This window comes from Marinomonas algicola (assembly GCF_014805825.1).
Lineage (GTDB): Bacteria > Pseudomonadota > Gammaproteobacteria > Pseudomonadales > Marinomonadaceae > Marinomonas > Marinomonas algicola.
On sequence record NZ_CP061941.1, the window covers coordinates 3,982,781 to 3,997,244 of the forward strand.

Annotated in this window: 14 protein-coding genes; 13 read left to right on the plus strand and 1 reads right to left on the minus strand. The window is 41.4% G+C overall.

Annotated features, from left to right (window positions below):
• The first annotated feature begins 175 nt into the window (after positions 1-175).
• Complete coding sequence (locus IEZ33_RS18270) at positions 176-574, plus strand: hypothetical protein (protein WP_191601419.1); 399 nt, start codon at positions 176-178, stop codon at positions 572-574.
• A 4-nt stretch (positions 575-578) separates the two neighbouring features.
• Positions 579-1,067, plus strand: coding sequence for an ImmA/IrrE family metallo-endopeptidase (locus tag IEZ33_RS18275; protein ID WP_191601420.1), 489 nt, complete (start codon positions 579-581; stop codon positions 1,065-1,067).
• A gap of 365 nt (positions 1,068-1,432) precedes the next feature.
• On the opposite strand, the gene IEZ33_RS18280 is transcribed toward IEZ33_RS18275, so the two are convergent.
• On the minus strand, positions 1,433-2,332 hold the full coding sequence (locus IEZ33_RS18280; RefSeq protein ID WP_191601421.1) for a LysR family transcriptional regulator: 900 nt from the start codon (positions 2,330-2,332) through the stop codon (positions 1,433-1,435).
• Positions 2,333-2,431: 99 nt separating this feature from the next.
• On the opposite strand from IEZ33_RS18280, the gene IEZ33_RS18285 reads away from it, so the two are divergent.
• The 11 genes from IEZ33_RS18285 (at position 2,432) to IEZ33_RS18335 (ending at position 14,426) form a co-directional block, all read left to right on the plus strand.
• Complete coding sequence (locus IEZ33_RS18285) at positions 2,432-2,755, plus strand: hypothetical protein (protein WP_191601422.1); 324 nt, start codon at positions 2,432-2,434, stop codon at positions 2,753-2,755.
• A gap of 48 nt (positions 2,756-2,803) precedes the next feature.
• A complete protein-coding gene (locus tag IEZ33_RS18290; protein ID WP_191601423.1) occupies positions 2,804-3,490 on the plus strand; it encodes a hypothetical protein in 687 nt (228 codons plus the stop codon).
• A gap of 323 nt (positions 3,491-3,813) precedes the next feature.
• Entirely contained in the window at positions 3,814-5,397 is a 1,584-nt protein-coding gene (locus tag IEZ33_RS18295) for an ABC-F family ATPase (RefSeq protein WP_191601424.1), read from the plus strand.
• A gap of 277 nt (positions 5,398-5,674) precedes the next feature.
• A complete protein-coding gene (locus tag IEZ33_RS18300) occupies positions 5,675-7,393 on the plus strand; it encodes a SulP family inorganic anion transporter (protein WP_191601425.1) in 1,719 nt (572 codons plus the stop codon).
• Positions 7,394-7,687: 294 nt separating this feature from the next.
• The gene (locus tag IEZ33_RS18305) at positions 7,688-10,486 is read left to right on the plus strand and encodes a monovalent cation/H+ antiporter subunit A (protein ID WP_191601426.1); all 2,799 of its coding nucleotides are present in this window, start codon (positions 7,688-7,690) and stop codon (positions 10,484-10,486) included.
• Complete coding sequence (locus tag IEZ33_RS18310; protein ID WP_191601427.1) at positions 10,486-10,857, plus strand: Na+/H+ antiporter subunit C; 372 nt, start codon at positions 10,486-10,488, stop codon at positions 10,855-10,857. Before IEZ33_RS18305 ends, IEZ33_RS18310 begins: the two co-directional genes overlap by 1 nt.
• The gene (locus tag IEZ33_RS18315) at positions 10,858-12,369 is read left to right on the plus strand and encodes a monovalent cation/H+ antiporter subunit D (protein WP_191601428.1); all 1,512 of its coding nucleotides are present in this window, start codon (positions 10,858-10,860) and stop codon (positions 12,367-12,369) included.
• The gene (locus IEZ33_RS18320; protein WP_191601429.1) at positions 12,366-12,866 is read left to right on the plus strand and encodes a Na+/H+ antiporter subunit E; all 501 of its coding nucleotides are present in this window, start codon (positions 12,366-12,368) and stop codon (positions 12,864-12,866) included. Before IEZ33_RS18315 ends, IEZ33_RS18320 begins: the two co-directional genes overlap by 4 nt.
• A complete protein-coding gene (locus tag IEZ33_RS18325; RefSeq protein WP_191601430.1) occupies positions 12,860-13,129 on the plus strand; it encodes a K+/H+ antiporter subunit F in 270 nt (89 codons plus the stop codon). Before IEZ33_RS18320 ends, IEZ33_RS18325 begins: the two co-directional genes overlap by 7 nt.
• Positions 13,130-13,139: 10 nt before the next feature.
• On the plus strand, positions 13,140-13,523 hold the full coding sequence (locus IEZ33_RS18330) for a Na+/H+ antiporter subunit G (RefSeq protein WP_191601431.1): 384 nt from the start codon (positions 13,140-13,142) through the stop codon (positions 13,521-13,523).
• Positions 13,524-13,616: 93 nt separating this feature from the next.
• Positions 13,617-14,426, plus strand: coding sequence for a DUF547 domain-containing protein (locus IEZ33_RS18335; RefSeq protein ID WP_191601432.1), 810 nt, complete (start codon positions 13,617-13,619; stop codon positions 14,424-14,426).
• Positions 14,427-14,464: the final 38 nt, after the last annotated feature.

Sequence of the window (14,464 nt, forward strand, 5' to 3'; positions counted from 1 at the left end):
AAGTAAAAAAAGCAAAAAAATAAGCATAAACCTACCTATAAAATGCTGTATATATTGGTCAATTCTTAGCTTAGGTCTACTTGTGTTTTGCTTAATTCATTTTTCGGTAATAGATTCAGTTTACGCCAATAATTTAGTAGATGATGTACTTGCTCAACTAAATCAGACGCACTCGATGACACAGCAAGGCACTGTAAATCTAACCAAAGATGCTATTGGCATCGCCTATCAGTTAGGTCGATTGGACTTTGCTACGTTTGCAATAACTTTTGTTACCGTAGTTATTGCAATAGCAGGTTTTGCCGCATTTGCAGGCATCAAAACTACAGCAATTGAAACAACAGAAAATAAAATTTTAGAACTCCTTGACGACCCTGATTTTGAAAATCAAATCAGAGAAAAAATGAGTGAGGATATTAATTCTAAAATAAATAAAGTGGTTAACAAGCTTATAGACGATTCCCTTGGGGGATTAGTTCGAGAAGCCGTTAATGAAAAAATGCAAATGAAAGAAACTCTTTTCGATCAAACAATTGGAACAGAGTTTGATGATTATCTCGATAAAGGGGAGTGAGAAGATGCAAGATTCATTATATAAAGAATTTAATGAAGCTATTAAAAAGCCTCCAGTTGATCTTGAAATTTTATGTCAAAAAATAAATATTGAATTGGTTACAGTGCCTATGGATGACCGTATTTCTGGCATGCTTGAGCCAAAGAGCAACGGAGAATATAAAATCACTGTGAATAGCAATATGAGCAACGGTCGACAAAGATTTACTATTGCACATGAGTTAGGTCATTTAGCATTACACAGAGATCTTATTGGAAATGGTCTTGATGATAGAGCTATGCGAAGCACTACGCCGGGTTGTTATGATAATACTTTAATAACTAGAGCTCATGAGACAGAAGCGAATCAGTTCGCTGCAGCATTATTAATGCCAAAAGAAGCTGTTCTAAGAGAAGCATTGCGATTAGACAAAAATATCTTAGCGTTAGCCAATTATTTTCAGGTATCAGAAAGTGCTATGCAAATTCGTTTGTCATCTTTGTTAAGCAACTAAGATATATTTTACTTTGAATAATAATGCCTTCTTTAACTAAGAAGGCATTTTTTTTGACACACATCCGACACACCGAGCACCTAAAAACAACCAACAATACTGTATACATATACAGTATATGTATCTTTATAAATCAATAACTTACTGATTTTAAAGATGTTTTATACAGGGTTCGATCCCCCCCGCCTCCACCAAATACAAGAAAGGCCGCCCTTAGGGGTGGCCTTTTTTATTGCCCAAACCCTTGTAAACTCTGGCTTTCAGGCCTATTTATCGTTTAAATAACATCCTGTATTGGGCCGTATGTATTTGAATCGTATAAGATCCAAGTAACGATAAAGTATAGGTGTTGTATTCGTATCTAGTTATTGCTCATAATCAGAAAACTCCGAGACTAAAAAATCAAATACCCGTCTGATTCGACGGTTAGTTCGCAGTTCATTGTGGGTAACTAGCCATAGGTCTACGGTCACCAGCGGGAGATCAGAGATGGAAATACGTTCAACGAGCGGCTCGTTATCTCCAATCGCCTCTATCGTGGCACTAATTGCCACGCCTCTTTTAACTAACTCCCACTGAACAATATGACTGTTTGCAATGACTGGAAAATTGTTTTTACTTAGAGAAAGGCCCTGTGAATTAAGCAACGCCATGAGACGCCCCGGGCTCTCAGTATCAATGTAGTTCGCCTTGTTTAACTCGGCAATTGATGGCGGGTTACCTAATTGCTGCAAATAACTTTTGGCAATGTAGAGATGTCCTCGAACACGACATAATTTTTTGGCAATCAATTCGGGCTGTGTTGGACGAACACTCCGGATAGCAATGTCAGCCTCTCTTCGATTGAGATTACGTTCCTCGTTAGTGGAAAAAATTTTGATTTCAATGCCAGGTTCTAATTCCCTTAGGTTCTTGATCACAGGTGACAATAAGAATGTGGAGAAAAGTTCGGAAGCGGTGATGCTAACGTCACCCTCAATGGCGTCTGATTTACCCGAAGCGGATAAAGAAAACTGGTTGGCGGCCTGTCCCATCAGCCGCACATGTTCTAGTAATTTAATGCCATTTGGCGTTAGTTCCAATCCTCGACCTTGCCTGGTAAATAGATCAAATCCAATTTCTCTTTCTAGCGCCGCCACCTGTCGCCCTAAGGTAGGCTGTGTCATTCCCATTGAACGAGCAGCCGCTGCCAGAGAGCCTTCCTCTGCCGTTACCAAAAAAGCTCGCGCACGGTTCCAGTCGAATGTTATTGATGTCCAATCCATACATAAATGCATATCTGATTTTAATATTTCATTATATTGATCTCATTAATGTATTGATAGAATTATAAACATTAAATCATTTTAACGAGATTGATCAATATGAAACTACCTACTATCGCACTGCTGTTCGTCACACTATTACTCGGCGCATGTTCGGGTTTGATCCAAACAGCCTCCATTTCTGAAGCGTATAAACATTATGATCGTCAGCAATACGACCGGACATTGAAACTGATTTCTCAGGCAGAGAATGCTGAAACCATGTCGCCTGACACGAAAGCAGAATTGGTCTACCTAAAAGCAATGACCTACGAGGAGATGGGTGAGATCGAGACAGCCAACACGCTTTATGAGTACCTAATTAAAGAACATAGTCATTCACAATACGGCTATATGGCTGTCAAAAAGTCGAATGGTTACTAGTCCATTTTCATTATCCGTTTTAGCCTACCTATTACCGAGACTTTACTTATGAAAGACATCATTGTTTGGGCAATACATACCCCAGGGGGAACGATCGCCTTAGTAGCAGCGGCTCTTGCCATGTTCTCTAAGAAAGGGAGTGCACGGCATAAGAAAGCAGGTTCCTGGTTTACGGTATCCATGATGATTATGCTGGTATCAGGCATTGTAGCCGCTTACCTCAAAAACGCCATTGATGATATGATGTTGGGCGCAATTGTCCTGTATACCGTATTTACCGCCTGGTTAACGGTCTATCATAAAAAAAATGAAACTGGCATTCTGGAATTGACGGCTTTGATATGGGTTGTTGGCTTCGCCATTATTGCATTTTGTCTCAGTATGGTTTGGGAAGAGGTTGAAACGCCTGCCCCCTATCTTGTCTGGGGTGTTTTGGCTACTCTGTGTGCACTGGGGGATATCCGTAACCTTTATTATGGTGGTCTTTCAGGCACTCAACGAATGATTCGGCATGTTTGGCGCATTGGCTTTACACTGATATGGGCTGCATTAGCGTTCACCGACAAAATCGTAAAAATGATGGGCGCCAATGTTAAGAACATGCTTGAAGAGCAGGTACTAATAATTGTAGCACCACCGACATTTCTCATACTGATCACAGTTCTGTATTGGATAACGCAAATTTTGTTTTTTTCCCGAGAAAAATTTGCGACTCACGACAAGCCAATTGAATAAATATTATATGCATAAAGGTATCGCTGCTAGAGATTAGCCGTAAGGCCAACTTGTTTCTCGCTTCCGGCTATCATAGTACTCTGAAAACGCATTCTAAAAGTACTCTCCTGTTGAAATCCATATTAGACGCAGTAATCCCATCAGAAAACAGCATTTACATTGTTTCTAGTCATCTAAGCCGGTTGAAACTCGACATTAGCGTGCGAACTGTCTATAGTCGCCCTCTCTCGTGGTTGATGTTTATTTATGCAATGAATGTGTCATCATTTATTGGCTCGTCACCTCATTATTCTTAGCTTATTCATTCTATTCGGGACACTTTCTTGATCTCCACCGCTAACATCACCATGCAGTTTGGTGCGACCCCTTTATTCGAAAATATCTCTGTCAAATTCGGCAACGGCAATCGCTATGGCCTAATCGGCGCGAACGGTTGTGGCAAGTCCACTTTCATGAAAATCTTGACCGGTGAACTGGTACCAACATCGGGCAACGTTTCTATCACTCCAGGTGAGAAAGTCGGTACGCTGAGCCAGAACCAATTCGCTTTTGAAGAATACACCGTTGTTGATGCGGTTATTATGGGGGATACGGCGTTATGGAAAGTAAAACAAGAACGTGACGCCATTTACGCGAACCCTGACATGTCTGAAGAAGACGGCATGCGTGCTGGAGAATTAGAAGCCGAATACGCCGAGATGGATGGCTACAGCGCAGAAAGCCGTGCGGGTGATATTCTTCTGGAAGCAGGCATTGATGAATCAGAGCATTTCTTGTTAATGAGCCAAGTACCACCTGGTAGAAAGTTACGGGTATTATTAGCTCAAGCGCTTTTCGCGAACCCAGACATCCTGTTGCTTGATGAACCAACCAACAACTTGGATATTCATACCATTAGTTGGTTAGCCGATGTATTAAACCAACGTAAATGCACCATGGTAATCATTTCCCACGACAGGCATTTCTTGAACTCGGTTTGTACTCACATGGCTGATATTGATTATGGTGAATTGCGTGTTTATCCGGGCAACTATGATTATTTCCTAGAGGCATCAGCACTGATACGAGAGCAGCTTTTGTTAGAGAATTCAAAGAAAAGTGCCGAAATAGACGAGCTGCAAGCGTTTGTTAATCGCTTTTCTGCCAATGCGTCAAAAGCAAAACAAGCCAGTTCACGAGCTAAGAAAATGGATAAAATTGAGCTTTCAGAAGTCAAGTCATCCAGTCGAATGACACCTTCTATTAGCTTAAAACAAGACAAAAGACTGCACCGCCAAGCACTCATACTGGAAGAGTTAGGGCATGGTTTTGACGACGGCCAGCTATTCACCAATGGTAGCCTCATTTTAGAAGCCGGCGCAAAGCTGGCGGTCATTGGCGAAAACGGTGCAGGTAAAACGACGTTCCTACGCTGTTTGGTTGACGAACTGCAAGCAAACCACGGTTCTGTTAAGTGGTCTGAAAATGCCGTAATAGGCTATTGCCCTCAGGACAGCAGCGCCGATTTTGATTCTGATATGACACTGTTTGATTGGATGTCTCTATGGCGTACAGCGAAACACGATGATCTGAAAGTACGAGCCATGTTAGGTCGTTTATTGTTCACCGCAGACGACTTTAATAAAAAAGTCCGTGTTTGCTCAGGTGGAGAAAAAAACCGCTTATTGTTTGGTAAATTGATGATGATGGATCTTAACGTTTTAATCATGGATGAACCAACGAACCACATGGACATGGAAGCGATTGAAGCACTTAACAATGCGTTGCTGGAGTTTGATGGGACACTTATTTTTGTCAGCCATGATAGACAATTTGTTTCGTCTTTAGCGACACGTATTGTCGAAATCAAAAATCAACAAGTGATTGATTTTCAAGGTACTTATGATGAATATCTAACGCATCACTAATACGCTGTTATAAAACCAAAAGGGATGGCTATTCACTGTAGCCATCCCTTTTTTATTCCAATCTAATGAGCTAATCGCTGTGCTTTAAATCCAAGTAGAACCAAAGAAACAGCTCGAAAAAACACCATTACTTATTCTCATCTAATACATTTCGCTGATAAGTTAAATTGGTAATATCGATATTCTTTTATGTAATAAGGAGCGGTATTATAAATTTTCTTGTGGTAATTTATCGACCCTGTTTCTGATACTTTATTCCACCAGTAAGTAGACTTTTATGCGATTAAATACAGTGCTGCCACTTCAACATTGGCTGAAATCCTATTCCAAAACCGCCCTGATTAATGATTTCATTGCGGGCATCATTGCCACCATTGTGATGGTTCCTCAAGGAATGGCGTATGCGCTGCTTGCGGGTGTACCGGCTGAATACGGATTGTACTGTGCTATTTTACCGACCTTGCTTTACGCCTTGCTTGGGAGTAGCCGAAGCTTGTCAGTCGGACCTGCCGCGTTGATCTCCATTATGGTCGCCAGTTCAATTGGCGCCTTGAATCCACAATCAGAAGTTGAATACCTACATTATGCCGTCAATATTTCATTTCTAGCTGGGATGTTTCTCATTGCCATGAGACTGTTCCGCTTAGGCAGTATCACAAATTTTATCAGTATGCCTGTTGTCAGTGGCTTTACCAGTGCTTCTGCCATTATTATCACCACCAGCCAACTTAAGCACATTTTTGGTCTTCCTGTTGCTTCAGGCCTAAGCTTTAATGAAACCCTTTGGCAGCTTGGCACTCACGTCATGGACATAAATTACCCAACCTTATTTGCTGGTATACTCGCTTGCGTTGGCCTTTGGTATTTCAAAGAGCACTTTCCTAAATTAGTAAAAAGAATGCCTTTCCCAACTTGGCTAAATCAAGCGATGAGTAAAGCTGGCCCAATGTTTGTCGTATTAATTGGAGCCATTTTAGTGGGAGCCTTTGACCTGCATGAAACGGCAAATATTGCCATTGTTGGGCTCATTCCTGATGGATTACCTTCACTGCACTTCATTGCTATTGATCTTGCCCTATGGAAAAGCATTGCTCTACCTTCTTTTCTGATTGCGTTAATGTGTTTTGTGACCAGTATTACTGTCGGTACCAGTTTGGCTGGAAAGCGTAAAGAACGGATAGACGCTAACCAAGAACTGTTGGCATTAGGTGCTGCAAATCTTGGCGCCGCTCTTAGCGGTACTTTTGCTCTGGCCGCCAGCATGAGTCGCTCTGCGGTAAATCACAGTGCCGGAGCCGAAACGACCATTGCCAGTATGGTATGCGCTTTAGGCGTCTTAATGACGCTGCTTTTCCTTACCCCATTATTTTACTTTTTACCATTAGTCGTTTTAGGCGCCATTGTTATTATGTCTGTGAGCTCTTTAATTGAGCTTTATCAGATAAAACGCTGTTGGAAACTTAATAAGGCCGATGCTTATAGCTTATTAGCCACTTTTTCTACTGTGCTGGTGTTTGGCATAGAAATTGGCATATGTGTCGGCATTATAGGTTCTGTCATTCTCATTATTCATCGAGCAAGTCATCCACACATCGCCATTGTTGGACGTGTGGGAAACAGCGAACATTTTCGTAATATTGAACGCCACGATGTTCAAATAGATAAGAACGTACTGGCAATCAGAGTCGATGAGAGTATCTATTTTTCAAACATACAATGCATAGAAGACTTTATTTTCGACGCTTGCTATAAACGACCGGAAACACGTCATGTTGTGCTTATTTTTAGCTCTGTCAGCTTTGTCGACACCACAGCAGTAGATGCATTAGATAACATGCTCAGCAAATTCAACGATTTGCATGTGCAATTACACTTAGCCGAAGTCAAAGGTCCTGTTATGGATCAATTACAAGATTCTCAATTTGTAACAGACTTAACCCCCGGTAAGATTTTTTTCACTACAGATGAGGCGCTTAAGAGCCTCTCCTCTTCATAAAACTCAAATTTCAGGGCCTCCTTGCCTAAGATTCTTTTCTGCCTACAAAAGAAAACAAAATAATGCCGTTGTTAATTGTTAACGGCACTTCTAAGCTCTATTATTGCAGCCGTATTTTAAATACCTACTTTAAATATAAGAAGGTCAACACTATTATTTATGAGATGATCTAATTTGGTACTCACATAAGAGCTCGTTTCACCGCATAATATTTGATTCAAGTTGATGTATACGTTACTTTTTATCAAATGATTTTTTTATGTATTTATCGTTTTTAACGCAGGAGCACTACAGTTGAATACCTTACTTTGGCTTCCTTTACTGCCACTACTTGGTAGTTTGGTCCCTCTCTTTGCCGCACGATATAGTCGGAATGTGTGTGCTTTACTCACGGCGATTTTGCCTTTTATTTCTCTGCTTCTCGTTTTAGAAATGACGCCTGATGTATTGAATGGTACTAATCACTATGCGTTTGCCGAATGGATTCCTCAGTTAGGACTCAACATCGCTTTTCGTTTGGATGGGCTGTCTCTTTTATTCACCATACTAATTCTCGGCATTGGTCTCTTAGTCATACTCTATGCTCGTTATTACTTATCTTCTAACGACTCTATTGGTAAATTCTACGCATTTTTAATGTTGTTCATGTTTTCTATGTTGGGCGTGGTTTTGTCCGATAATTTATTGCAGATGTGGATGTTCTGGGAATTAACCAGCATTAGCTCTTTCTTGCTCATCAGTTTTTGGGGCCATAAGTCAGAAGCACGTAAAGGTGCTCGTATGGCACTGACTATTACAGGCGCAGGCGGCCTAGCATTACTGGCTGGCATTATTATTTTAGGCCACGTTGTCGACAGCTATTCGTTACAAGTTGTATTAGACAGTGGTGATGTTATTCGTTCACACAGTGCCTACCCAGTTATTTTAGTTTTAGTCTTGCTAGGTGCGTTCACAAAATCGGCTCAATTTCCTTTCCACTTCTGGCTTCCTCATGCCATGGCGGCCCCTACGCCAGTCAGCGCTTATCTGCATTCTGCTACTATGGTAAAAGCAGGCATATTTTTAATGGCACGAATGCATCCTGTATTAGCGGATACTGACCTCTGGTTTTTAATTGTCAGCTTAACCGGTTTAACCACCTTATTATTGGGTGCTTACACCGCATTATTTAAACATGACTTAAAAGGCTTACTGGCCTATTCAACCATTAGTCACCTTGGTTTGATTACTTTGTTACTTGGTTTGGACACTCGTTTGTCAACGGTCGCCGCACTCTTTCATATCATTAACCATGCGACCTTTAAAGCCTCTTTATTTATGGCCGCAGGAATCATCGACCATGAAACTGGGTCACGAGATATGCGTCAATTAAATGGCTTATGGAAATACATGCCTCATACCGCGACTCTCGCCATGGTCGCGGCATCATCCATGGCTGGGGTACCTTTATTAAACGGTTTCTTATCTAAGGAAATGTTCTTCACTGAAACGTTACACCAAGAAGCGCTTGGATCCCTTTCTTGGATGATCCCAGTTCTCGCCACCATGGGTGCCGTCTTTGCTGTCGCCTACTCAACCCGCTTCATTCATGATGTGTTTTTTAATGGTGAACCAATTAACTTACCAAAGACTCCCCATGAAGCACCGAGATACATGCGAGTACCTGTAGAAATCCTCGTCGCACTTTGTTTATTGGTCGGTATTTTCCCTGGTTTTATCGTGGGTGATTTGCTGTATTCAGCCTCTATGGCCGCGATTAATGGACCCGTACCAGAGTACAGTCTCGCTATTTGGCATGGTTTCAACTACCCATTATTAATGAGTTTTGTGGCCACGGCAGGTGGGTTAATTATTTATTACTATCGCCAGCCTTTATTCGCATTCCAGTCGAACTTTGCTGAACCAGACGCTAAGCAGATTTTTGATGACATTATGCAAAACATCATTAAACGCGCAACAACCTTATCAAATCTATTAGAAAATGGGTCATTACAACGATATAACGGTCTTTTGATTGGTTTAGCCGTTATTATGATGGCGGCCCCTTTGATGGATTTAAACTCCACTCTCGGTCGACGTCCTGAACTGCCCTATACCTTAATAGATGTGACAGCGGCTTTTCTATTAGTTGTTGGTGCTCTGACGACCGTTATTTGCCACAGAAAGCGAATGCTTGCCCTAATTACCCTTTCTATTGTTGGCTTTATTGTTTCTTTAGCTTTTGCCCGTTTCTCAGCACCCGATCTCGCCTTAACGCAACTGTCCGTAGAAGTTGTGACGATCGTATTGCTAATGCTGGCCTTATTCTTCTTACCACAAAGAGCACAGAAACAGTCTAACCCGAGGCGCATTATACGTGATTTAAGTATTTCAGCCGTTATGGGGGGCCTGATTGGTACCATTTGCTACGCCATATTAACGCGTCCACTAACGAGTATTTCGGACTTCTTTATTGAAAACAGTAAAACCGGTGGGGGAGGCACAAATGTGGTTAACGTCATCCTAGTAGACTTCCGTGGTTTTGACACCTTGGGAGAGATTACTGTTTTAGGCATTGCCGCATTAGGCATATATAAATTGATCTCCAGAATGGGGCTATTTATGCCAAGCAGCGATCTCTATGGACGACCTTGGTCAAACGACGCTCACCCAATGATGTTAGCGGTATTGTCACAGAGTTTGTTACCGATTGCTCTTTTAGTGTCCGCTTATATTTTCTTAAGAGGTCACAATATGCCTGGCGGTGGTTTTATTGCTGGCTTAATTACCTCGGTAGCCATTATCCAACAATACATTGCTCACGGTGTTGACTGGATGAAACACAGAGTAAAAATTGATTATCAAATTTTAATCGGAAGTGGTATTGGGATTGCCGCCTTAACCGGAGTCGGCAGCTGGTTCTTTGATAGACCGTTCTTAACCTCTTGGTTTGACTACTTCTACTGGCCTATCGTCGGTAAATTCGAACTGGCCAGCGCCATGGTGTTTGATCTAGGAGTCTACTTGACTGTGATCGGTGCCACTATGCTGATCTTGGCTAATCTTGGTAAATTAACTACCAGTGAACGGCCTATTCAAAAGGAGGGCGAGTAATGGAAGGTATTTACGCTTTTTGCGTTGGTTTCTTAACGGCTTGCGGTATTTTCTTGACCCTACGTGGTCGAACCTTCTCTGTTGTATTAGGTTTAACTATGTTGTCATATGCTGTTAATTTATTTCTCTTCGCAAGTGGTCGACTAACCATCGACAGTGCCGCTATTTTAGGTCAATCAGAAACTTATGCGGACCCACTTCCTCAAGCCTTAGTGCTTACCGCTATTGTTATTGGTTTTGCCATGACCGCTTTTGTCGTTATTTTATCGATGCGTGCACGAGCCGATTTGGGTAATGATCATGTGGATGGCAAAGACCCAAATGAAATACCAACAGACATGTCTCAAAGCAAAAAAGGGGAGAGAAACTAGATGCAACATTGGACAATTTTGCCCATATTACTGCCCTTGCTAGTCGCATCTGCCATGCTACTACCACCTCTGTCTTCTAGACTTAACTGGTTACGTACTGCATCGGTAAGTACCCTATTTGTAATGACTATTCTGGCCGCCATGCAAGTTGCTACGGTAATCGACGAAGGTTCACAAATGTATGTCCTAGGAGGATGGACACCTCCTTTCGGGATAGCTTTAGTAGCGGATAAAATGTCGGCTTTACTGGTTTTATTAACTAGCTTTTTGGGGCTAGCCTGCATGGTATATGCCTGCGCGGGGCACGACAAAGGCGGAGAATATTTCCACCCTCTTTTCCTTTTCCAAATAATGGGCATTAACGGTGCTTTTTTAACAGGAGACTTATTTAATTTATTTGTATTCTTTGAAGTACTCTTAATAGCCTCTTACGCTCTACTTGTTCACGCTGGTGGTAAAAACAAAACCCAAGCAGCGGTCCATTACGTTGTGATTAACCTGCTAGGGTCGAGTTTATTCTTGTTCGGTCTTGGCATTTTATACGGTACTCTTGGTACATTAAATATTGCGGACATGGCAGTGAAAATCGGTCAATTACCGCATAATGAGACCATCATTGCTAAGATAGGGGCCTTGTTGCTATTGATCGTGTTCGGTTTAAAATCCGCCATGCTACCTTTACAATTCTGGCTGCCAAAAACCTACTCGTCGGCCAGCGCCCCCGTTGCCGCACTGTTTGCAATCATGACAAAAGTAGGAATTTACAGCATATTCCGCGTATTTACCGTCATCTTTGGTGACAATGCAGGAGAGTTAGCTAACTTTGCATCTGGTTGGTTATGGCCGCTTGCTTTGCTGACGATTTCTATAGGATCTCTTGGTGTATTGGCAAGTCCAACGCTAAAACTACTGTCTGCAAATCTTGTCGTCGTCTCCGCAGGTACGTTATTGGTGGCCGCCGCACTTCATTCCGAACTAGCAACGGCAGGGGCGATGTACTACATCATCCACAGCACCTTAGTAACCGCTGGCTTATTCTTGCTGGCTGACATTGTTGCGAAACAAAGGGGACAAGCCGAAGACAGGCTGGTTCACTCAAGGGCACTTGCTCAACCACGATTAATTGGATTTGGTTTTGCCATAATCGCCCTTACTTTTATTGGTATGCCTCCTTTTTCAGGCTTTATCGGTAAAGTGATGATCCTCAATGCCGCCGAAACTATGACGACTCGTTTATGGATATGGCCGGTTCTCCTTATGAGCAGCCTTATCGCTCTCATCGCCTTCTCTAGAGCCACTGCAAGACTTTTTTGGAAAGCACCCAACAGTAAAAATACAGCGTTAGAAAGCGCCCACTCTTTTGAGGTAACCGCTATTATATTACTCATTTTAGGGGCGCCTTTGCTGGTTATTTTTGGCGGACCAATAACTGATTATGTGATACAAGCTGCTGCCGACCTTCATAATATGAACGTATCGGTTCACCCATTATTGCCTGAGGTATCATTATGAAGTCTAAAGCTTTTCGATTTTTGCCTATGCCTTTCCACAGCATTTTGTTGTTTACAATTTGGCTTTTATTGAATAATAGCGTCTCCGCAGGGCATTTATTATTGGCTTTTATTTTTGCCATTATCATTCCTTGGGGAGTGGCCAGCATGACAACTGAACGCCCTCGGATTCAAAAACCTTTGCTAGCCGTCTCATATGTGTTTCTTGTGCTAAAAGACATCGTTAGCGCAAACTTTACTGTTGCTCTATTAGTGTTGGGACCGCTGAAAAAATTGACGCCGGGGTTTGTCGCCATACCTCTTGATATTGAATCTGAGCTTGGCATTACCTTATTGGCAAGTACGGTATCATTAACGCCAGGAACGGTAAGTGCTGAGATTTCAGAAGATCAACAATGGCTCTATGTTCACGCATTGCATTTAGAAGATACGGAAGCGTTAATTAATGAAGTTAAGACCCGTTATGAGACCCCGTTGAAGGAGATATTTGGATGTTAGATTCAGCCATAATAATCGTATCAATCATCTTATGTATTGCCCTACTATTAAATTTATATCGCTTACTGGTAGGGCCCAAATTACCTGATAGAATCCTTGCGTTAGACACTTTGTTTATTAATGGCATTGCCCTTATTCTCTTATATGGAATAGCGGTAGAAAATGCAATTTACTTTGAAGCGGCATTATTAATAGCGATGTTAGGTTTTGTTAGCACATCCGCACTATGTAAGTACTTACTTCGCGGCGACATAATAGAATAATAGGATTAATATGAATTTTTTTGTAGAAGCAATATCCGCCTCTATCCTAATATTTGGAGGCGTATTTTTATTAGTTGGTTCCATTGGCTTGGCTCGTTTACCAGATATTTATACTCGCTTACATGCGCCGACAAAAGCCACCACTTTGGGAATAGCCGGGGTATTAATCTCATCCTGCATTATTCAGTCTTATCGACAGGAAAGTCTGTCTATAAATGAATGGCTAATTACTTTATTTCTAATGATTACAGCGCCTGTTGCTGCCAATATGATCGCAAAGGCTGCCTTACATCATGATATAGAACCAATACATAGAACCCAGGGCAAAGAATTAATGAAATCAGCTAGAGAAAGACAAGCACCTCCATCAGAGACGCCAAAAGAAAATAAGTAATTAAGGAACATAATCCAAACAGTTTCCTTAAAAAATGAACTTTCATACAGCCTCATAGTCTTATATACCTCTACAATTCTATGAGGCTTAAGCATGAAGTTATTCTTATTTATCACCTTAAACAGCCTATTTATTTCAAGTCTTTGGGCGGCCCCAGAGAAAGACCTGGACAAGTTTTGGCTGCCTCACGCACCAGAGAAAACAAAATCAATTTCTCATAGTCAATGGCAAACAATCTTAAATTCTTATCTAGTTACTACTCAGGAGCAACAAACCTTTTTTTCTTATTCTCGAGTGTCTAAAAAGGACCTTAAGCAACTCAAAGGCTATATAAATGAGCTTGTTAACCTCGATCCTCATACATTAACCAGAGCCCAACAAAAAGCGTATTGGATCAACTTATATAACGCAAAAACAGTAGATTTAATATTAGATAATTACCCTGTGAAAAGTATTACAAAGCTTGGAAAAGGCTTTTTCTCCTTTGGCCCTTGGGACGACAAAACATTAACTATAAATAATAAAGAGCTTTCATTAAACGATATAGAGCACCGAATCTTACGCCCTATTTATAATGATGCACGTATTCACTATGCGGTGAACTGTGCCTCTTATTCCTGCCCCAATTTAGCCGATCAAGCTTACACTGTAGAGAACATGGATCAGCTATTAGATAAAGGAGCAGAACACTATATTAACCATCCAAGAGGGGTATCAATAAAAAACAATAAGCTCACTCTCTCTTCTATTTACTCTTGGTATCAAATTGATTTTGGAGAAGATGAAAAAGCGTTAATCAAACATTTAACTGATTATGCAAAGCCAGGGTTAAAAGCGGCATTAGATGTGATAAAAGGAAAGATAGAGTACGATTACAATTGGGATTTGAACGAACTTAAATGATACAAAAAAGCCAGACGACAATCATGTTATCTGGCTTC

What these genes read in the sequence shown, in the direction of transcription:
- IEZ33_RS18335 (WP_191601432.1), top strand. Translation starts at nt 13,617, where the DNA reads ATGAAGTTATTCTTATTTATCACCTTAAACAGCCTATTTATTTCAAGT.
- IEZ33_RS18320 (WP_191601429.1), top strand. Translation starts at nt 12,366, where the DNA reads ATGAAGTCTAAAGCTTTTCGATTTTTGCCTATGCCTTTCCACAGCATT.
- IEZ33_RS18315 (WP_191601428.1), top strand. Translation starts at nt 10,858, where the DNA reads ATGCAACATTGGACAATTTTGCCCATATTACTGCCCTTGCTAGTCGCA.
- IEZ33_RS18330 (WP_191601431.1), top strand. Translation starts at nt 13,140, where the DNA reads ATGAATTTTTTTGTAGAAGCAATATCCGCCTCTATCCTAATATTTGGA.
- IEZ33_RS18325 (WP_191601430.1), top strand. Translation starts at nt 12,860, where the DNA reads ATGTTAGATTCAGCCATAATAATCGTATCAATCATCTTATGTATTGCC.
- IEZ33_RS18290 (WP_191601423.1), top strand. Translation starts at nt 2,804, where the DNA reads ATGAAAGACATCATTGTTTGGGCAATACATACCCCAGGGGGAACGATC.
- IEZ33_RS18310 (WP_191601427.1), top strand. Translation starts at nt 10,486, where the DNA reads ATGGAAGGTATTTACGCTTTTTGCGTTGGTTTCTTAACGGCTTGCGGT.
- IEZ33_RS18280 (WP_191601421.1), bottom strand. Translation starts at nt 2,332, where the DNA reads ATGGATTGGACATCAATAACATTCGACTGGAACCGTGCGCGAGCTTTT.
- IEZ33_RS18300 (WP_191601425.1), top strand. Translation starts at nt 5,675, where the DNA reads ATGCGATTAAATACAGTGCTGCCACTTCAACATTGGCTGAAATCCTAT.
- IEZ33_RS18285 (WP_191601422.1), top strand. Translation starts at nt 2,432, where the DNA reads ATGAAACTACCTACTATCGCACTGCTGTTCGTCACACTATTACTCGGC.
- IEZ33_RS18275 (WP_191601420.1), top strand. Translation starts at nt 579, where the DNA reads ATGCAAGATTCATTATATAAAGAATTTAATGAAGCTATTAAAAAGCCT.
- IEZ33_RS18270 (WP_191601419.1), top strand. Translation starts at nt 176, where the DNA reads ATGACACAGCAAGGCACTGTAAATCTAACCAAAGATGCTATTGGCATC.